General features: G+C 42.2%; 17 protein-coding genes. 13 read left to right on the plus strand and 4 right to left on the minus strand.

The features are described from left to right. Positions 1–4 precede the first annotated feature (4 nt). A complete protein-coding gene (locus tag ACZOWY_RS05800) occupies positions 5–1,207 on the plus strand; it encodes a CapA family protein (RefSeq protein ID WP_484393728.1) in 1,203 nt (400 codons plus the stop codon). 83 nt (positions 1,208–1,290) lie between these two features. Here ACZOWY_RS05800 and ACZOWY_RS05805 read toward each other — a convergent pair whose 3' ends face one another. Next, entirely contained in the window at positions 1,291–2,577 is a 1,287-nt protein-coding gene (locus tag ACZOWY_RS05805) for a secretin N-terminal domain-containing protein (protein WP_484393729.1), read from the minus strand. An 18-nt stretch (positions 2,578–2,595) separates the two neighbouring features. Then, the gene (locus ACZOWY_RS05810) at positions 2,596–3,288 is read right to left on the minus strand and encodes a hypothetical protein (RefSeq protein ID WP_484393730.1); all 693 of its coding nucleotides are present in this window, start codon (positions 3,286–3,288) and stop codon (positions 2,596–2,598) included. A gap of 271 nt (positions 3,289–3,559) precedes the next feature. On the opposite strand from ACZOWY_RS05810, the gene ACZOWY_RS05815 reads away from it, so the two are divergent. Then, on the plus strand, positions 3,560–4,234 hold the full coding sequence (locus tag ACZOWY_RS05815) for a GspE/PulE family protein (RefSeq protein WP_484393731.1): 675 nt from the start codon (positions 3,560–3,562) through the stop codon (positions 4,232–4,234). A gap of 277 nt (positions 4,235–4,511) precedes the next feature. Then, positions 4,512–5,195: a hypothetical protein gene (locus tag ACZOWY_RS05820; protein ID WP_484393732.1), complete on the plus strand. Its 684-nt coding sequence runs from the start codon at positions 4,512–4,514 to the stop codon at positions 5,193–5,195. 263 nt (positions 5,196–5,458) lie between these two features. Here the strand turns inward: ACZOWY_RS05820 and ACZOWY_RS05825 are convergent, their stop codons facing one another. Beyond that, the gene (locus tag ACZOWY_RS05825; protein WP_484393733.1) at positions 5,459–6,754 is read right to left on the minus strand and encodes an ISL3 family transposase; all 1,296 of its coding nucleotides are present in this window, start codon (positions 6,752–6,754) and stop codon (positions 5,459–5,461) included. 278 nt (positions 6,755–7,032) lie between these two features. Between ACZOWY_RS05825 and ACZOWY_RS05830 the strand changes: the two genes are divergently transcribed. The 6 genes from ACZOWY_RS05830 to ACZOWY_RS05855 all read left to right on the plus strand — a co-directional run bounded on the left by ACZOWY_RS05830 (position 7,033) and on the right by ACZOWY_RS05855 (position 12,535). After that, positions 7,033–7,890 carry a hypothetical protein gene (locus ACZOWY_RS05830; protein ID WP_484393734.1) on the plus strand — a complete coding sequence of 286 codons (858 nt, stop codon included), beginning with the start codon at positions 7,033–7,035 and terminating at the stop codon, positions 7,888–7,890. 607 nt (positions 7,891–8,497) lie between these two features. Then, complete coding sequence (locus tag ACZOWY_RS05835) at positions 8,498–8,860, plus strand: hypothetical protein (RefSeq protein ID WP_484393735.1); 363 nt, start codon at positions 8,498–8,500, stop codon at positions 8,858–8,860. A gap of 247 nt (positions 8,861–9,107) precedes the next feature. Then, positions 9,108–9,572 carry a hypothetical protein gene (locus tag ACZOWY_RS05840; protein ID WP_484393736.1) on the plus strand — a complete coding sequence of 155 codons (465 nt, stop codon included), beginning with the start codon at positions 9,108–9,110 and terminating at the stop codon, positions 9,570–9,572. Between the two features lie 708 nt (positions 9,573–10,280). Beyond that, positions 10,281–10,550 (plus strand): hypothetical protein, encoded by a 270-nt coding sequence (locus tag ACZOWY_RS05845; RefSeq protein ID WP_484393737.1) that lies wholly within the window; start codon positions 10,281–10,283, stop codon positions 10,548–10,550. Between the two features lie 175 nt (positions 10,551–10,725). After that, on the plus strand, positions 10,726–11,832 hold the full coding sequence (locus ACZOWY_RS05850; protein WP_484393738.1) for a hypothetical protein: 1,107 nt from the start codon (positions 10,726–10,728) through the stop codon (positions 11,830–11,832). Position 11,833: 1 nt separating this feature from the next. Further along, on the plus strand, positions 11,834–12,535 hold the full coding sequence (locus ACZOWY_RS05855) for a metallophosphoesterase family protein (RefSeq protein ID WP_484393739.1): 702 nt from the start codon (positions 11,834–11,836) through the stop codon (positions 12,533–12,535). A gap of 92 nt (positions 12,536–12,627) precedes the next feature. Here ACZOWY_RS05855 and ACZOWY_RS05860 read toward each other — a convergent pair whose 3' ends face one another. Then, on the minus strand, positions 12,628–13,272 hold the full coding sequence (locus ACZOWY_RS05860) for a hypothetical protein (RefSeq protein ID WP_484393740.1): 645 nt from the start codon (positions 13,270–13,272) through the stop codon (positions 12,628–12,630). 491 nt (positions 13,273–13,763) lie between these two features. Between ACZOWY_RS05860 and ACZOWY_RS05865 the strand changes: the two genes are divergently transcribed. Genes ACZOWY_RS05865 through ACZOWY_RS05880 form a run of 4 tightly spaced genes read left to right on the plus strand, consistent with a single transcriptional unit; the run spans position 13,764 to position 20,398 of the window. After that, complete coding sequence (locus ACZOWY_RS05865; protein ID WP_484393741.1) at positions 13,764–13,973, plus strand: type II toxin-antitoxin system Phd/YefM family antitoxin; 210 nt, start codon at positions 13,764–13,766, stop codon at positions 13,971–13,973. A gap of 20 nt (positions 13,974–13,993) precedes the next feature. Continuing rightward, the gene (locus ACZOWY_RS05870; protein ID WP_484393742.1) at positions 13,994–16,174 is read left to right on the plus strand and encodes a type I restriction-modification system subunit M; all 2,181 of its coding nucleotides are present in this window, start codon (positions 13,994–13,996) and stop codon (positions 16,172–16,174) included. Further along, the gene (locus tag ACZOWY_RS05875) at positions 16,171–17,367 is read left to right on the plus strand and encodes a restriction endonuclease subunit S (RefSeq protein ID WP_484393743.1); all 1,197 of its coding nucleotides are present in this window, start codon (positions 16,171–16,173) and stop codon (positions 17,365–17,367) included. The genes ACZOWY_RS05870 and ACZOWY_RS05875 overlap by 4 nt, the downstream gene beginning before the upstream one ends. Position 17,368: 1 nt before the next feature. After that, positions 17,369–20,398: a type I restriction endonuclease subunit R gene (locus ACZOWY_RS05880; RefSeq protein ID WP_484393744.1), complete on the plus strand. Its 3,030-nt coding sequence runs from the start codon at positions 17,369–17,371 to the stop codon at positions 20,396–20,398. The last annotated feature ends 17 nt before the right edge of the window (positions 20,399–20,415 follow it).

Genomic DNA, 20,415 nt, shown 5'->3' on the forward strand with positions numbered 1-20,415 from the left:
GGGCATGAAAGATAAAAAGCTTTTTCCTAACATTCATTTAATAAGAACCATGGCGGTTGTGCTGCTTTTGCTTCTGTTGTGCAGTGTTACAGGCGTAACGTGGGCAAAGGTGGCTGATGAAAACAGTTTTTCCAAAGACAAAACCGGGCAGAGCGGGACTCTTAAGAATTCTGCGGTACAGCAAAAGGTTATTCAGAAAGCTGCAAAGGAAAATTCAGCAGATCATTCGGACACAACCGTCAAAACTCCTGCGGCAGTACCTGCAAAACCGCCGGTTCCCTCCATTGTGCGCAAATCCGTTAAGATTTCTGCAGTTGGAGACTGCACTATCGGCTGGGATGACCGTTATGCGCCCGGGAACCGTTTTGATGCGTATCTGGAAAGCAACGGCGGAGATTACGGATATTATCTGGCAAAGGTGCGGGATGTGTTCCGGGAAGATGATTTTACCATTGCCAATCTGGAAGGGACGTTTACTTCTTACCCCGTAAAAATGGAAAAGACGTTTAATTTTTCCGCGCCGGAGGCCTATAAAAATGTACTGATGCTGGGCTGCGTGGATGCGGTGAGCCTGGGCAACAATCACACTTATGATTTCGGTGAAAGAGGCTATCTGGATACCATGGCTGCGTTGGACAGCATTGGTATCCCGTATTTCGGTCACGAAAAGTATCTGGTAAAAGAAGTCTGCGGGGTAAAAATCGGCTTGTTCTCGTTGCTGGATTATGGCTGTCAATTTTATCACGAAATTGACAAGGCCCTTGCATATCTGAAAAGCCAGAAATGTGACTTGATCATCGCCTGCATGCACTGGGGCGTGGAGCATACCTACGAGCAGACCTGGGCCCAGGTGACCATGGCCCACTACCTCGTGGATAACGGCGCAGATCTGGTGCTGGGCAGCCATCCTCACGTATTACAGGGGATTGAAAAATATAAGGGGAAATATATCCTCTATTCCATGGGTAATTTCTGCTTTGGCGGAAATACCGATCCGGACGACAAAGACACGATGATTTTCCAGCAAACTTTTACATTTGTGAACGGCGAACTGCAGCCGGACGATTATATTAAGATCATCCCGGCTTCTGTTTCCGGCGTGAGCTATTGCAACAATTACCAGCCGGTTGTACTGGAAGGTGCGGAAAAGGAACGGGTGATGCAGAAGATCATGAGATACAGCAGCGGCTTTGCGTACAGGGAATAAAAGATAATAAAACGTTGCCTGACAAGAGGAATATCCGTGTCAGGCAGCGTTTTTTATTTGCGGCGAAGCATGTAGAAGCATGGTTAATGTTGGCCCGTTTTTTCGCGTAACCGGGACTCACCGTCCCCAAAAATTGCGGGCGAGGTTCCGGCCTCGGACAGATAAGGTGTCAGCAGCATGATGACCTCCGTTTTGCTTTTGCTGCTGTAGTGGTTTTTGAACAATGCACCTAATAAGGGAATCTTTGATAAGAAGGGAATCTGTTGCAACTGTTTTTGTTCTTCTTCGCTGATGAGACCGCCGATGACAAGTGTTTCACCATTGCGCATCCGCACGTTAGTATCGGCGGTGCGGCTGTTGATGCGGTAATTTTTTAATTCACTGATCAGGGTCGGCGTGCTGACCTCCGTGTGTACGGATGATGTGATATAACCGTCCCGGCTGACGACCGGGGTATAGGTTAATTTGATCCCTGCGTCCACATATTCAGTGGAATACGTGGATTCTCCGTTGTTATGTTTTTCGGTGACGACCGGGATATGGCTGCCGATGAAGATGCTGGCTTGTTTTCCCGGAATCGTGATTAGGGAAGGTGTGGCCAGTACTTTTGCTTTTCCGCTGGCGATCAGGGCATTCAGTGTGGCTGTGTAACAGAAACTGGCCTGAGAGCGGTTCGTCAGACGCAGATGTCCCTGATGGGAAGAGTGGGTTGAATTGCCGGTTGCTTTTGTATCAGTGTCTCTGGACTTAGGACTTGTAATATATTGAGGCAGTGTATCCCAGTTCCACTGCAGCCCCAGATTTTTTTCTTCGGACTTTTCAATGGAAAGGATTTTGGCTTCTAACGTAACCTGCTGCGTTGCGGTGTCAAGTGTTTGCAAAGCTTCCTTAATTTTACGCGTTTCTGCCGGGCTGCCGTTGAAAAGAAGACTGTTGCTGCCGGAATCTGCCGCCAGTTTTCCGCTGGTAAGAATAGCTGATAACGTTTTTTGGATGTCTTCCGCTTTGGCGTAATTCAGAGGGAAGGTGTAAAAGCCGGCGGCCAGCTTTTTTGCATTTTCTTCTCTGGTAATCAGTATAACGCCGTTCTTTTCTACATACGTGAGCCCCTGCGTAAGTGTAAGTGTGTCAAGCGCCGTAGCAAGGGAAACATTGTTAAGCTGCAGCGTTACCGGTTCGCTGAGTTTTGTGTCGGCAATGACATTCTGGCCGGACATTTTAGTCAGCGCCGCAGCTATTTCTGACAGGGTTGCGTTTTTAACGGAAAGTGAGATGGCCGGTCCGGCGCTGCAGACCGTTGTAAGTGGAATTACAAGCAATGTAGTGACGAACCAGATTGTAATAATTTGCAATATATGAATTGATTTCAAAGAACAGATACCTCCTCATTATAATGTTAACGTGATCGTATTTGAACGGCTTCCATTATGTTGCGGGCAAAGCAAAACAGATGTGGCTTTGATTTCTTTTATGTAGTATCCATTCCCCAATGGTTCGCCGGAATGGAAGATTCCCTGTATCTGCCGCCAGTGCAGCAGTACAAATTTTTCTTTTCCGTTGTCAAAGATGCCTGCGATACGGGGCTCCTGTGTATTGACAGGGTCAGCGGGTTGGTTTTGCATACCGGGTATATGCTTTTGCTGCAATTGATCTGGTATTATCTGCTGTGATGATGCTAAAAATTTCTGTCCCTGCGAAGCAGGAAGCGGTTCTTGCAGTATTGCGGGCAGGGCAAACGGATCACGTTGTGTATTCCTTTGAATTACGGCAGTGCCTTTTGTGTGGCTGGAAGAAGAGACAGGACTGCTTTTGGACAATAAAAGGCCAGAGGCATCACTTTTTAACGATGTCTCCGGCCTTTTTTGTGTTTTCCCTGATTTGAGCTCTGTAACGGTGCCTGATTCCGTGGTGTTGCGGGACAGGCTGTCTGAAGCTTTGCTGGCTGTTTCTTTTTTTACCGTGACTTGTGAGACCGGGACTGGCTCATTCCCGTTATGACATCCCGATACAAAAAAAGAAAAAGCCAGAAGGACTCTGATCTTTCCAAAAAATGATTTAGAAAACTGAAAAAAATTGTGCATGCGCATTCTCCTTAAGGTACGCACGCAATGTCTGTACAGTTATGGCTTTTCACATAACAGTAGTATTATAGCCCTGCCTTTACAAAAAGAAAAGTATTTGACAAAAAGTTCATAAATTATTTACTAAATGTCCTGTTTTTTGCGAAAACCGGGAAAAACACGTTTTTGACAGTATAAAATTCATATAAATTTCAAAAACTCCGGTAACAGACTCTTTGCTTTTTGGAAACATGGTATTACAATCTATTGACATAGTATGGAGGTGATTTCATTGTTACAGTATCAATTGAAAATGGAAGATGCGCCCATTTTGCGTCTGCTGGATTCCATCGTCACAGAAGGACTGGAAGCGGGTAGCAGCGATATCCACCTGGAGCCGGGAACAGGATTTAGCCGGATAAGATATCGGATTGACGGTGTGTTGCAGCAGGCGCAGAAGCTTCCTATGGAGCGCCATCCGGCCCTGGTTTCCTGCGTGAAGCTGATGGCAGGCATGGATATTGCGGAAAAACGGAAGCCGCAGGACGGCAGGGCGCAGGTCAGTCATGCAAATAAAATGATTGACCTGCGGGTATCTTCCCTGCCAACGGTTCTGGGTGAAAAGGTTGTTATACGTATTCTGGACCCGGATGCAAACCGGCTTCGTCTGGAAGGTATGGGATTTACGGAAAAGAACCTTGCGCTTTACCGGTCAATGTGTCAGGCGTCCTACGGGCTGATATTGGTGACCGGTCCTACCGGGAGCGGGAAGACGTCGACGTTATATGCGACGTTGCAGGAACTGAACCGGCCGGAACGGAACATCATTACGGTAGAGGATCCGGTCGAATATTCAATGGAGGGTGTAAACCAGGTGGCGGTCAATACAAGAATCGGCATGGATTTCGCCAGTGGGTTGCGTTCCATTTTACGTCAGGACAATGGTAGCTCAATTCCTATACAATAGCAATTGACGAGGGACTTTGGTGCAGTCTGGTCGACTTCGTAACCGTCGGCAGGAAAAAGGAAATCAAGGTGAGGTTTAGAGACGGGACGGAGATAATGGCGTAACAGAAAGCAAAACACCCTGTCTATCGCTAATAGTTGAAAGCGGTAGACAGGGATTTTTTAATTGTTATTTAATTGCAAAAGTGGTAAAATATAATAATAAAGTTAACCTGAAAAAGACTGTACACATATATTATATTACGGACAAAATGAAATGAAAGAGGAGGGTAATTAGTATGGGAAACAACGGCATGAATATCTTAGCGAAAGAAAGAAAACATGTATGCTTAATTTTACTATTGATACTGTGTATGCTGTTTATGGTTGGATGTGGAAAACTGGGGGAAAAAGAGGCAGAGAGTATTGTAAAAAAGGCATGTCGTATACCAGACTCTTTTGTTAAGGTCAATTATCAAGTTGATGAAAAAACTGGATTGGCGTTTTTAGATTTTAAAGCCAAGAATGCATTAGGCGTTGAAATTCCAGGTAGAGCCTATTTCAAGGTAACAAAAGACAAAGTTGAAGGTATTGATACAGAAGGCGTTCCTCCTAACGTAGTCGAAGCGTTTGCTAAAAATAATCCTAATGAGTTTGCTGAATGCGTAGCTTCTTACAAAAAATTAGAGTCTATTGTAAATAAGAGTGATTTTGACTTCAAAATGTTTCGTAGTTCATTAGATGATCTTGAGGTCAATAATAATAATTATTTCACTTGGAGTTCTTTAAAGAAGCAAACACTTGTTATTAACAGGAGAATAAAGCAATTTAATGAAGCTGCGAAAAATGCGCCTCCATCGGTTCTAAAGCATTTTGAAAAGTTCCCAAGAACATATTTTAATGTTATTCTCAATGGTGATTATATGAGTGGATGGAATGCGGAATTTAAAAAAGGTTTAACAGAGTATCCTAATAAGGATTAATAGTGAAAATGCAAATGTATTTTGCTATAAAAGCACATTACTGTCTATCACTAAGTGGTAGACAGTTTTTTGTTAAGGGTATGTAAATAATCCTGTGGTTGACCCTCTTACGGCATTGTGGTCGGACCTATAACCAGTCTGTGGTCAGCCTATAAATTATCCTGTGGTCGGGCTATAAATTATTGTGGTTTGGCTATCAATAATCCTGTGTTTTCAGAGGTAAAAAGCGAAATTTCGCTTTTTACCTCTTTTCCATTCATTCCCTAAAACTTGTATGTGTCATGTTTATTAAGGCAATATAAGATTCGGTTTCTGGTTCGTTTAAAGTTACTGAAACCGTTCCCGTTGTAAAGCAGCTTCTCTAAAATTCTGTTTTTCGACTCAATAAAACTGTTGTTAATACGGATTCCGTTAATGGTAGTGAAAGAATTTATAATCTCTGTACGCCAGTTGGTCAGCATTCCGTAAAACGGTTCAAGTTCTTCTATCCCGGCATTTGCAAAAATAGAAATGGCTTTATCGATAGCTTCTGGCGCATCCTGTATGGAACAGGTTTTGTTCAGACGAATGTAGTATTCTTTCAGCTCATACGCTGCTTGTAGCTCAGGGAAAAAGGAAAACATCATGTCCCGTAAGTTTTGGTAGTTAAGATAACGGCCCAGCCGCCGGTTGTACTTTGGCTCATTGTCCAGATACAAATTATGCTGGAAAACGAATTTGAATTTTGAAAGCAGGTATTGCAGGGTTTCATTCTCTGTTCGGTTCCGGCAATTCAGCCGGACTTTCCGGAAACAATCTGTTAGATGTTCCAGTACATGAAAGCTGTCCGCGCAGACGAGTGCTTTCGGAAAATAAATAGTTGCAATATCTCGAAAGGGTTCATGCAGATCAATGGAAACGTATTTCACCCGGTTTAATTCGCTTCTCTGAGTTGTATAATCCAGCGTATCCCGCTTTATCGAACTGAAATACTGCATCAGATACTGTTTTCGCCGGTCTGGTAATACGTCAATCACTTCGCCGTTTTGAAAATTCATAAGAAGACAGCAGTACAGGGAATCATAATCGGATTCAGGGAAATAGTGCTCGTCTATAGATAAGACTTCCGGCAAAGGCTTTCTGGGGATGGAAACGTGGGTGTCAAATAAATGCATAACTTTGGTAACAGAAAGATTATAGCGCCTGGCTACGGATGTGTACGTTGCTTCCGGATATTTTAGATCTTTCAGTACGTTCAACTTTGTTTCATACGTCAGGCATTCACTGGAATTAATGAATGGATTCGGTTCATGGAAGGTCAGTTCGCAGGCTTCACATCTGTATCTGCGCTGCTGGTAAAGGATGGTACATTTGCGATTGGCGAAGGTAGAATGTGTCAGCTTTCTGGGATAATAGCCATGAATTTTAACTATGCCTCCACAAAGAGGGCAGACCGTTGGTTTCGGCTTCAACTTCAGTTTGAATTCGATACTCTCGTCTGACTTTTCCAGAGAAACCAGCTCTTGTAAATCGCTTTCTTTCAAATTCAACAATTTCGTGATAAACTGTTCCAAAGACATTTTGTCTTACCTCCTCTTTATTATGGTTGATAGGGTATCTCCATTGTAAAGCAGGAGGTTTTCATTTTAAAAGAAATGAGCCGACCACAATATTGTTATAGGGTCGGCCACAGGATTATTTACAGGAAACCACAATCTGGTTATAGGGAATTACGACCACAGGATTGTTTATAGGGCCGACCACACCACAGAATTGTTTATGTTCCTTTTGTTAATTACTACTAAAAATGATATAATTATTCTATAGATTACTTTATAATTGGGAAGGAGTGTATAAGTTGAAATACCTGAAATCATTTTTTATGTGCGTTTCCTTTTTGGTGGCTTTTCTTTTTTTCAATTCTACTATTGCAGTTGCTCATAACTGGGAATGGTTCAATGCTGATGACGATTTTGGAAGATTTGTAGATACTCAATCTATACAAGTGACCAGATCAAAATATACAAACGAAATCGAAAGTGTTGAAGCTTGGGTTAAAATTGCATACTCTTACCATGGAGCTGTGCTCGAAGTTGATAGTTTTGAGGATGAATTAGGTAAAAGAATTGATCCAAGTAAACTATCATATAGTTTAATAAGAGTTGTGTTGAATCCAAAAAGTAACGAGTTAGTTCGTAAACAAACAGTATTTTATAGTAAAGATGGGGAATGCTTGGGATCAGCTAATAGAATATTTACAGTTTATGTTGATACCAGCCAATATTATGGAAATTTTTATTATCGAATATTGGATATCGTTACAAAACGAAATGAGTTAAAAGCCTTTACTGATGAAAGTTACTGGAGGCTTATTGGACAAAACAAGCCCGGTCAGAAAACATATAAATTGGCTCTTGATTTGTTATCAGTAAGAGATGATGGCGGTTCCTATGTAAATGTGGATAAATACTATTATAAACAGAATAGTGATGGGAGTTATTCTTTAATTATTTACCGTGAAAGTCATAATAAAGAAAAACCCGAATGGAAATCGAGACTTGTTTATAGTGGTACTACAAATGGGCAAAATAATGATGCAGGATATCAACCTGAAAAATATCATACGGCAATTCCAGGATCAGTAGGTGAATATGCACATAATTTTGTTTTAAAGTATGCAAAGGAAAATCCCGGTTTTATAAATCGTTATAAATGATTTTATCATTTTTGTTTTCTTTAATACTTATGTAGTATAAACGGGAAAAAATAGAATCAATAAATGCGTTCTGCCCGTCTGAGCAGGACGCACTTTTTTTGCCTCCGTTTACGGGAAAATCCGCATCAAATCTGGATTCCGAGGGGTGGGGTGCAAATGCACCCCGGGGGTGCATTTTTTGGAAAACTGTAAATGCTATCGTTATACCGTATCAGAATTGGAGTCAATGGCGATGTCCCCAGCACCATGACGATACTCCATAGTGGGGCGGCAATCAGCGCGAGAAACCGCTTAACACCGCAGTATATGGGCTTTCTGTAAAAATAGAACCTTTGCAGGAAGCCCAATTTTTTATGCCCGTTTTCCTGATTGGCGTATCTCCATGACATGAATGGGTGTGCTTATATAATTTTTGCACCCCTCCGTAACGATAGGTAGTCCCGTAACGACAGCAATATAGCTACCGTTACGGGGACAAATGGATATTGCTTAATTGACAAATCCTAAAGTATTGTTTTATACTGTCTATAGAGCGACCAACCGAAACTGGGCTGGTAGTTTTAATTGGTAGAAGCCTCTTGGTATCGTCCATCCGAAACTCATCCAATTGTTTATCAGCGAAAGCCTTTTGGCGCTCTTTAAAATGATTGATGCTGCTGGCCAGGCTCTGTGGGATTCGTATTTTTACGGGTTACAGCTGGGAGAGCATCAATTTTTTACCAGCATTATCTTTGCGAGCGAACGAACCCTCTGGGAATCCGGCATATTTTCCGCAGGGGTGAAAAACGCACCGTCGCCGGTGGCGGGGTCTGGGGTTTCGCTCCCAGCAAAAGATAATGCTACAACATCACCATTGGTGTACAAGCGAATGTCTCCTTTGGTGGTGTTTCCTATTAAGAGTAAGCTGAAATGGTCGTCCCTGCGGCCCGTTTATCGGTGTCCGAAAGGCGCCCATACGAGCTTTCTCTAAATACCTCTCATGGTGATTCCCTCCGGCCATGGCTGCCGGACTGGCTTGATCCATGCAGGTAATTTAAAAGAGCGATTCCTCTTGACTGTACCTGTTCTTTTTGATTAGGAGGCCAAGATATGGTTTTGCTCACCAGCATTATCTTTGCGAGCGAGCGAATCTCCTCTGGTTCCGGATTCAATGCCAGTGGGAGTGAAAAACGCACCGTCGCCGGAGACGGGTAATGGGGTTGCGCTCCCATTAAAAGATGATGCTGCAACATCACTACTGCCAGGTGCGCTTAATCGACAGTGGTGGTGTTAAACTCTTCATGGCACCCCCGGACTCGATCTCCGGTGTGGCGAGCTGTGAAGAGTTTTTTATTGAAGTGTTTTTCAGTTTTTGCTATAATTATCATAGTAAAAGAAGCTACCCAGAATCCGGTTTTGTTGCTTTTTGGCTCAACTCCCAACGTCTGGGAGTTCTTTTATCAGCATGTCGGGGCAGGATCCGTTTTGGACGTAGAGGCTGGGGATTTTGCATCAGTCGCCTGCGTGGACATGATGTTGAGAGCGCCGGAGGATTCAGAAGTGTCTATGAAGATATCCGGGTACGCCGCGACATCAAAAGTGCGACTACATCACCATTGGCAGACACGTTATTTGCCAGTGGTGATGTTTTTGTTTTATTGCATAAACGCTCTTTTGTTGATATTATGCCGGCAAGTTGTTAAGTACGCCGTTAATAGCGGTTGTGAACGTACTTTTTACCCAATAAGCGATTCCTTGCATGTGTTTGGATGCTTTGCTTCTAGACGTTGCGCCTTGATGGAATCGCTTATTTTTTGCGAGAAAAAAAGCGACTCATATCGTGGCCCCCTCCTTAAAAGGTGGTACAGACACGAGGCATCGCTTCTTATAAGTCATTTTAAGATGTAAAACGCTTTTGCAAAAATAACGAAACTGCCATGGAGTCGTACGACGCGTGTAACAAGAAACTTGTTCCGACTTCGTACCCAATGGCAGATTCTAAAATTATTATAACCGAAAGATTAAATTAATGCAAAATCTTTACATTTGCGCCCGGTACACGGCAGGTTCTATTTTTAATTTGATTTGTATTTTTAAACTTTATGATTTATAATAAATTATAGCAGAGTCGTTTCGGACGTTGGGCCGGCGGGGCACATTGTGCATCGTGGCATCTGCTTCAATAGGTGCTTGCTCCTTTACGCCCGGGTCAATAACCCGGAAACGACCGGGAGAAGTACCTAAAAAAGCCTTTCATGGCAGCCCCTGCATTGGAAGCAGGACCGCCGAGCTGTGAAGGGCTTTTTTTTTGAAAAAATTTTATAAAAAAGGTTCCGCTTTTTCATTTTTTGCCGGATTACCATATTGAGAACGAGAATTCCGAAATATGGTTATCAGGGAGGGCGATGAACATGAAAAGCAAACGCCGGCGCCGAATGCGTAAAATGACTTCTGAAAGGGTTTTAATGGATGGGTATGGTCAGGAGTACCATATCGTCGAGAAACGGCTTCCAGGACGGCATAAAAGCGTTTACGATACATATGTTGTAAGGCAAAAGAGGACGGGGAGAGATTGCCTGGTAGAAATCATGCTGCAGTGGCTGATCAGGCTGATAGCCAGTCTGCTGCCGGTGGGGGATTGGTCATTTTCGGAGTGGGGTTGCATTGATTTGTATTTCTGAAACCCAGACAGGGAGCGGAGTGGGAAAACATAAATCGCTGAAACGTAGACGCCGTGCAGGGTTTGACGGAGGGGATTTTTGGACTCGGGATGTGGTATAATTAGATTAGATAATACAGACGGTAAAGAATACCCAAGCTGAACTTGAAAAGGAATCTTGGAAGGAGGGTTTATTTATGAGTGACGCAAATGTTGTAGAAAAAAATAATAAAAGCAGATTATATATAATTGCTGGGATAGTTGTTTTAGCTGTTATTGGTTTGTTGTTTTATTTTTTATACTGGGTTAAGACGCCAGCGTATTCTCTGAATTTGATTAGAGAAGCTATTGAAAAACACGACCTTGTAAAATTTGAGAGACATGTTGATACTGAATCATTGTATAATCGTGCTTTTGATGAAGTTGTTCAGAAGAACTTGACTAATAGTGGTTATGAAAATAATCAACTTGTCATGGGTTTGATTGGAATGCTGAAGAAAACGGCAGTAGATGAGCTAATTAATCAGACCAAGAAATATGTTGAAACCGGCGATTTTGAGATCCCCGGTCAGAAAGCTGCGCCTGCAAAAACCAATCAGCCTGATGGGAAAGAAGTAGCAAACAATTTAAATAAAAATGCCGGCATTTCCTATATTCAGTTTAAAGGTGTTGAAAACACGCAAAAAGACGGGAAGATTGCTGTGGTTACAACAAAAGTTTATGACAAACGGGTTGATAAAGATTTTGTTGTAAAGCTTAAAATGAGAGAGTTGGAAAACGGAGAATGGAAGGTAGTCGAAGCTGCAAATTTGACCGAGTATTTAGAAGAACGAGAAAAGGCAATTGTGGAAAAATTAAATGCGCTAAATAAACCTATACAGGAACAAATTGACAAATTAATACAGATTGTTGGTGCTGAGGCAGAAACGATTAACGAAAACTCGTTTTTTCCTATATATCGTTTAAAATATACCGTTAGGTTTAAATTGGCACAGGCAGAAAAGAAAATCAGAAATCTTTATGGAGTGTTTTTAATTTGTGATGACAAAGGAAAAGAATTCTATGGAACAAGAGTGACCCATGATAAATTGTTAGCTATATATGAACACAAAGGATATGCGCCAGAAAAAGTATATAGGTTTACATTTTATTCTGTAGGTACTCTGAATCCATTTATTCCAAATGAAGATAAAATAATAAAACAAGGTATTAATTCTTTTAAGCAACAGTTTAAAGTGTATAAAATTGAGCTTGAAGATGGCAAGGTATTTGAATTGTTGACAGATATTCCAGAACCTAAATAACATGAAAAACCTATTCGGTTATTCCCGTGTACTCGCCGTAGGCGATATCCACGGTATGCATGAAAAATTAATAACACTGATGGAAAAAGTCCAGTTTGACCCGGAGGAAGATTTGCTGGTATTCCTTGGTGACTATATTGACCGGGGGCCGGATTCCGCCCAGTGCCTGCAGTATGTTTATGATTTGCAGCATTCGTTCCCGGATTCCGTGATATGCCTGCTGGGTAACCATGAGGTAATGATGTCATCCTACCTCATGCAGAAGCGCAGCAGCTATAATACATTGATTGCTGATTATGCGGATTCTTGGCTGGAGAACGGCGGGTTTGAAACCTTGCAACAGCTGAACGGGCTGGACAAAGATAAACGGGAAGAACTGGTCGAATGGGCGACAAACCTGCCAATCATGTTCCGGTACCAGGAATTCTTTTTCTGCCATGCCGGGGTAGACCCCGATGTGCCGTTGCCAGCGCAGACGGAGTTTGACATGCTGTGGAGGCGGCAGCAATGGTGGGAACAGTACAAGGGCGTGGAAACCATTGTGGTCGGCCATACCCCGGTACAGAAGGTGAAGAAACGGGCAAGGTTTGCGAAACCACTGTTCCTGCCGAACAATATCATTATGTGCGATACCGGCGCATACATGCCCGGCGGAAAGCTGACATGCGTGGATGTGTTAAGCCAGGAATTCTGGCAGGCATAGAAGTTAGGATCAGCATCCAGAGGTAAGTTAAATTATGGAATAGTAAAAAGACGGTACCGGGATGTGGAGTCCCGTTACCGCCTTTTCCTGTTTTAACTGTCTTGTTTTTCTTTGTAGGCTTTGGCAATTTCATGGGCGCGGGCAATCAGATTGCTTACGCGCGACGAGGAAATGCCAAGTGCGGCCGCAATTTCGTTGCCTTTATATCCGAAATGCCGCATCATAAAGGCCTTGGCGATACGGATGTCTTCGGCATCCATCAAGGTGCGGAGTTCATTCCAAACTGTCTTGGCGATGGCCTGCTCTTCTGCGGGGGTCGTTGCTTCCGGCTCGTAACCGGAAGCGAGTAACTGGTCCCAGCTGATGAAGGGCGGCTTGCGCTGGTCCTTGAAGGGGCAACACGCACAGGAGTTGGTATCGGGGCACCGTACCCATTCTTTCTGCTTCCCGGGAATCCAGCAGCGGTTGTTCCTATAACCGCGGCGATGCTGGGAATCAAGGTAGCTCCACTGGTACTCGGCGAGCTCGCGGCTATCCACCATCAAAAAGTAAACCGTTACTTTTTCGCTGCCGTGGAAGTTCAGCGTCCGGCAGGCATCCCAGCCGACCCTATAATTATTCAAGTCAGCCTGGGTTTTGATTTCCATCGGGCAGGCGTACAGGATTTCTCCATTGCTTCCGATGCTCGTGTAGTGCCTGAATTGGGCTTCAGGCGCAGCCTTTTCGATTTTTGCCATTTAGGTTGGCTCCTTTCTGACTATGCAGAACGGAGCGAACCCCTTTGGCGATATACGTTTTTCTCATTTTGGCCACTCCGTTCATGCTGGAATGGCCAGCCGCACAAGTTTGCTGGCTTTTATTAGGTTGGATCACTCGCGTCGGCCTTGTGCGCTTTGGCTCCGGAACCGCCGCGCCGCCGTGAGTGATGTTACGATAGAAGCGCACTTGTTGTTTGCTTCTGTCTACTGTTATACACCAAGTGATGCTAAAACCCTGAATCTCAGCAAGTTATAAAAAAGCCTGATTTTATGCTATTTTTGTACAAAGACGAAACATAAAATCAGGTTCTATGCAGGGAGCCTATAACTCACTGAGTTAGTAAAATTTTAAATAATTTGGAGAAACTCAAATGTAACTAAAATTACTATTACAATATTAATTGAAATAGTAATTACAATTTGATAAAATAATAATACATACCACGAACTGTTTTTGAGGAGGAATACCGATGACTGAAAATAAAAAAAGCATTAATCCAATGGAACACTATAATATGTCGGATTTTTTGCGCGGACAGGCTTCAAAAATTGTTACTGCGGTTTCTGAAGAAGATAAAACGGGGTTTATATTAAAAAATGGAAAGCCTTTAGCAATCCTCATGTCAAACGATAGGTATGAGAGACTGCTCAAAGCAGGAATTGATATCAACGAATTTTGAACAGGGGGTATGATGATATAATGGCTGGAAATAGAATCACCCAGGTGATGATGGATGACCAAGCAATTGATGCCTCAAAAGAAATAGCAATGGTTCTGTCTATAGCAAATACATTACGTGGTCCATACCGGGCAGAAAGATATAAGGATGTCATTATTCCAATGATTATCCTGCGTAGGCTGGAATGTGCTCTTGATGTTAAAGATACGAAGGGGAAGACCAGTCGTGAGAAGGTTCTGGCCGAATTAAAGAAAAACCCGAAGGCACCGGATCAAGTTTTGGTAAAGAAGTCGGGATATCCTTTTTACAACAAATGCGAATTTACGTTGGCTAACCTGCTTACCGAGGCTCCTGCTATTGTAGATAACCTGACTTTCTATATTGAATCATTTTCGGCGAATGTGCAGTCAATTTTTGAAGAGCTGAAATTCAAAGAAGAAATCAAGACACTTGATAAGCATAATCGTTTGTTAGGTGTGGTAAAGAAGTTTTCGGAATTGGATTTAAACCCCGAAACAGTGGATAATGTGAAAATGGGCTATATGTTCGAGGACATCATCCGCAGATATTCTGAGAATGCTGATGCAGGTGACCATTATACCCCACGTGAGGTAATCCGGCTTCTGACAAGTATTCTGCTTGCTGAAGGATGCAATGATGTTTTTCTTGAAGGTAAGGAAATTACCGTATTGGATATGGCCTGCGGCTCCGGTGGCATGCTTTCCTGCTGCCATGATTTCATTATGCGTATGAATCCCGATGCTAAGGTACGTCTTTTCGGTCAGGAGAACAATCCTGAATCCCATGCTATCTGCCTTGCGGATATGCTCATCAAGAATCAGGCGGCAGAAAATATACGATTTGCAGATACCATGAAGACAGACTGCTTTGAGAAAACGGATATGCGATTTGTAATTGCAAATCCGCCGTTTGGTCAACCTTGGGGTGGTAAAGACGCAGGTGATGGTGTGGAGAAAGCGGTTCGTGATGAGCACAAAAAGAAAAATGGTCGCTTTCCGGCCGGGCTTCCTGCAACAGGTGATATGCAATTGCTCTTTATGCAACATGCTGTAAGCAAACTTAAGAAGGATGTTGGTCGTGCTGCCATAATTACAAATGGTTCTCCGCTATTTTCCGGCAATACCACAAGTGGTGAAAGCCAGATTAGGCGCTGGTTGCTGGAAAATGATTATGTTGAGGCTATAATCGGCCTGCCGTCTCAGCTCTTTTATAATACCGATATTGCTATATATGCTTTTATCATTTCGAAGAACAAGGCGCAGGAGCGCAAGAACAAAGTTCAGCTCATTAACGCTACCGATGTGTGGACGCCGATAAAACGGTCACTTGGTAAAAAGCGCAGGGAGATTGATCGAAATCAGATGAGGCTGATTACTGAGGTATATTCTGACTTTAGGGAAGAAACCCGTACCCAGTGGAACGAGAAACGAAAACATAACTGTAAAATCGAGAGTCGTATTTTTGATCGTGATGAGTTCCTGTATAAAGAGTGGGCTGTTTATCAGCCGCTACAGCGCCGTGGTGTTATCAATGCAGAAGCCATTGAAAAACTTCGTACAAGCGCCTTTTTCACGGCCAATTCAAACATTTTTAGTGAGGGTACATTTGAGGAACTGGAGCAGACCAATCCACGTGACGGTAAAGCTGAAAAACAGTATCAGAAGATGCTCCGTGGACGTGAATTCACTATTGCCGTTATCAAAGAACTGAAGAAGCATGAATCTGATGAAGTTTTTATGGACTATGGTAAGTTTGAGAACAAGCTGAAAACCATCCTTTCTGAAGTCGAGGGCTATTCCGCATCTCGGCTAACAGGAATAGCTATGGCTATGACTGTAATTGACAAGAATGCTGTTATACAAAAGGATCGCAAAGGTAACATTTTAATTGATTCAACGACCAAAGATACTGAGATTATTCGACTTAATCAAGATGTAAAAGCCTACATGGACGCAGAGGTTTATCCGCATGTTCCTGATGCAATTTATCGGTACGAATATGATCCGAAGAAAGCAGACAGTTCTACTAATAAAGAAAAGCTCGGAGCGGAATTCCCGTTTACCCGGTATTTTTATGAATATCATGAGCCGGAAAGCGCAGACGCACTATTGGCACAGTTTATGGAATTGGAGAAATCTCTGACCAAAAAGATTGCTGCTTTACAGAAAGGTGCGGAATGATGGACGGAATGAAACAAACAGGTATCCGTTGGATAGGTGAAATTCCTGTTGATTGGAATATCAAACGAGTTAAATACATGGCTAACCTTAAAGGTCGTATCGGTTGGCAGGGTTTAACGTCAGAAGAGTATCAAGACGAAGGAGCTTTTCTTATAACAGGTGTCGACTTTCTGAATGGCCGTATAAACTGGGAACAGTGTGAGCATGTTCCTATGAAACGCTGGGAGGAAGCCAAGGATATTCAAATACAAAACGGTGATTTGCTTATAACTAAAGATGGTACTGTTGGCAAAGTGGCAATCGTTTCTGATTTACCAGGAGAGACATCTCTAAATAGTGGTGTGCTGCGTATCTTGCCTATTGAAGGCTACAGTAGGCGTTTTCTATATTGGGTATTACAGTCAGAAGTGTTTTGGAATTGGTTCAATTTTAGAAATGCCGGTAACAGCACTATCATTCATCTGTATCAAGGAGATTTTGCAGAGTTTATTTATGCTTTTCCTAAGTATGATGAACAAGAGAAAGTTGCGGATTTGCTGGACAATGAATGCGCCAAACTGGATGTAATAGCGAAAGATCTTGAAGAACAGATATCACTATTAGAAAAATACAAAAAATCAGTTATATATGAGGCAATTACAAAAAATTCAAATAATTGTAAATACGGACGAATCAAAGATTTAATGACACTCCAACGTGGGCAAGATCTGCCACAAGAAGATTTTATAGACGGCAATATTCCGGTATACGGCTCGAACGGAATAATAGGATTTCACAATAGAAAAACTACAGAAGCTCCATGTATTACAATAGGGCGAAGTGGAAGCGTTGGAGAGCTTAATTATATTGATAATGATTTTTGGGCTCACAATACTTCTATCTATGTGAAAAATGCCAAAGCCAATAACATGCGGTATTTGTTTTATGTTCTATCAACTATTGATATTAAAGAATTGGCAAATGGCTCAGCGGTTCCGACTTTAGATAGAAAAAATGTTGAAGCGGTGCATCTATGGTTTATTCCAGATGTTACTCTACAAAAGCATTTAGCTGAAATGCTTGATAGATTATGCGAAAAGGTAGATGTGGTAATTAAGGCTAAGAAGGACCAGATTGATATTGTTAAGCGCCAAAAGCAATCTTTTATATATGAATACGTGACAGGCAAAAAGCGCATAAGGGAGGTAAGGTAGGATGCCGATCAGAGCAGACCAACTTCAGGAAAAGAAAGACTATCAGCGGTTAATTATTGAGCGGTTGGTGCAGGATAATAAGTATCGTGAGAGACCTAACACTGTTTATCGCGCTGGTCTCGCCATGGATACGGAAATACTCATAGAATTTCTGGAAAGCACCCAGTACAGGACAATGGAACAACTCCGTCGCATGTACAATGAACGTACTGAGGAAACCGTCATCAACACCATAAACAATGAAATCAATAAGGAAAGCCGCGGACTAATTGATGTCATAAAAAACGGTGTAGAGTTTGATAATGGTGCTACTCTTAAACTTATGTACCGAAAGCCTGACAGCACTATTAATACCGAGGCCGTGGAAAATTATAAGAAAAATATTTTCACGGTCATGGAAGAAGTATGCCATAAAGCAGATGAACGTGTTGACCTTGTCCTTTTCCTAAATGGGTTAGCTCTATTTGCAGTTGAGTTGAAGTGTAATACGGCTGGTCAGAATTATGATGATGCGATTAATCAGTATAAGAACGAACGTGACCCCAACACGCGCCTTTTTAAAGCGAAGGTTGGTGTTCTGGCCGCTTTTGCCATGGATCTCCAGGAGGTCTATTTCACTACTGAACTGAAGCGCAGGGATACTTTCTTTAATCCGTTTAATATCGGTGTCGATAATGGCAAAGGTAATCCTGTAAATATAGACACAGGTATACGTGTATCCTACATGTGGGAAAAAATCTGGAAGAAGGATCAGGTTCTATTCCTGCTTGAACGCTTTATTTATATTAAAAAGAAGAGCCGCCGGGATGCTGATACCGGAAGAGAGATTAAAAGTAAAGAGCTCATATTCCCTCGCTTCCATCAATTGCGCGCCGTGGAGCGTGTGATGAATGATGTTATCAAAAACCACACGAGCTGCAATTATCTAATCGAACATTCTGCTGGTAGTGGTAAAACAGAAACCATTTCCTGGCTTGCCCATATTCTTTCGACCATACACGATGACCAAAATATTAATATTTTTGATAACATTCTGGTAATTACCGACCGTATTGTCGTTGACCGTCAGTTACAGGAAGCTATTCTCGGTATCCAACATAAGAGCGGCCAGGTCAAAGTTATGGATGACCAATGCGATTCAGAAGACCTTGCTATTGCTCTGTCTGGCAACACCAAAATTATCGTTACAACAATCCATAAGTTTTACTATATTTTAAATAACGATCTTTTGCGTAATCTGGATAATAAAAAGTTTGCTGTTCTTATTGATGAAGCACATTCATCTACAGAAGGTACCTATATGCGTTCTGTCACAAATGTCCTCGGCACTGTAGAAGTTGCTGAAGAGGGGAGTGAAGACGATCAGAAGACTGAAGAAGATCATATTTTGGAAGAAATCAGAAAAAGCGGAAAACAACCTAATGTATCTATGATAGCATTTACTGCTACTCCTAAACCAGAAACCTTACAGCTTTTTGGTACTCTCAATGCACAGGGACACAAAGAGTCCTTTGATTTATATGCTATGAAGCAGGCAATTGAGGAAAAGTACATTCTTAATGTGTTGGATAACTATGTAACCTGGAAAACCTATTGCCATATTAATAAGGCTATCCAGGATGACCCGGAACTCAAATCTATAGCGGCCAAAAGGAAAATGGCCCGTTACATAGACTTGCATGATACCAATATTGCCCAGAAGGCTGAGATTATTATTGAACACTTCCGTGCAAATGTTGCAGGTTGTCTTGGTGGCAAAGCAAAGGCGATGGTAATCACATCATCCCGGCCTGCGGCTGTAAAGTACCGTCAGGCTTTTGATGACTATATTGGCGCAAAAGGTTATACGGGAATAAGAGCTCTTGTCGCGTTCTCTGGCAAAGTAAAATTGACAAAAGATGGTGAGGAGTATACTGAAGTCAAAATGAATGGCGGAATCAAAGAAGAAGATTTACGTTATGAATTTGATCGAAGTTGTTATCAGGTTCTAATTGTAGCTGATAAATACCAAACTGGGTTTGACCAGCCAAAACTGGTGGCAATGTATGTCGATAAGCGTTTGAGAGGTGTTGCCGCAGTACAGACACTGTCGCGGCTTAACCGCGTCTGTCCGCCTTATGATAAGACTACCTTTATTCTCGATTTCAAAAACAGTTATGACGATATAAAGGCTGCATTTGAACCCTATTACAAAGAAACTATTCTGTTTGAAACCCTCGTTCCTTCGGACATTCGGGATATGGATCGAGTTATTGAAGAACACGAATTCCTTGATTATGATGATGTTGTAGAGTTTAATGGCTATTTGTATCAAGAGACGCGTTCTATCCGTGATAAACAACGCATGTGGCTCTTACTTGATAAAGCCTTGAAAAATATTACACGCCGGCCGGAAAAGGAGCAGATGGAAATCAAAAAGGATATAAAGAGTTTCTTAAAAGGCTACTGTTTCCTAATCCAGGCAACTGCATATGAAAATATTGAACTTCATAAGCGTTATAACTTCCTAACTTATCTGGTGAAGGAACTTAATCCCGGTGGCGGCGGTAATAATTTTGATATCGCCGACAAAATTACTGTTAGCGATTTCCGGCAAAAGAAACTTGATGAGCATAAGGAAGAAAAAATTGACGCCAAGCCTGAAGTAAAAATTAAGAAACCGAAGCCCGCATCTATTGAGGAACAGCAAAAGAAACTGCTTTCCCAGATTATTGATGAAGTCAATGTGCTGTATGATAAAGATTACGAGCCTGACTTTACAACGAAAGCGGCTATGCAGATTCGCGATCTTTTACTTAAGAGTGCAGATATTAAAGAGCGCTTGGAAAAGAGCGCAAAAAGCAATACTATAGATGAGTTCAAATTTACTTATGATGATTGTGTCCAGGATGCTCTTGTGGAAGGCTTCGATCAGAATGTTGATTTCTACACCTTGCTTCTTAATAATGAAGAAGTACGCGCAAAATTTGCGGCTGTATTTATGACAGAAGTATACAGAATACTGCGTGGTGAAAATAACACCAATGAATGATGGGGAAAGGAGCTTCT

Source organism: Succiniclasticum sp. (assembly GCF_056977735.1).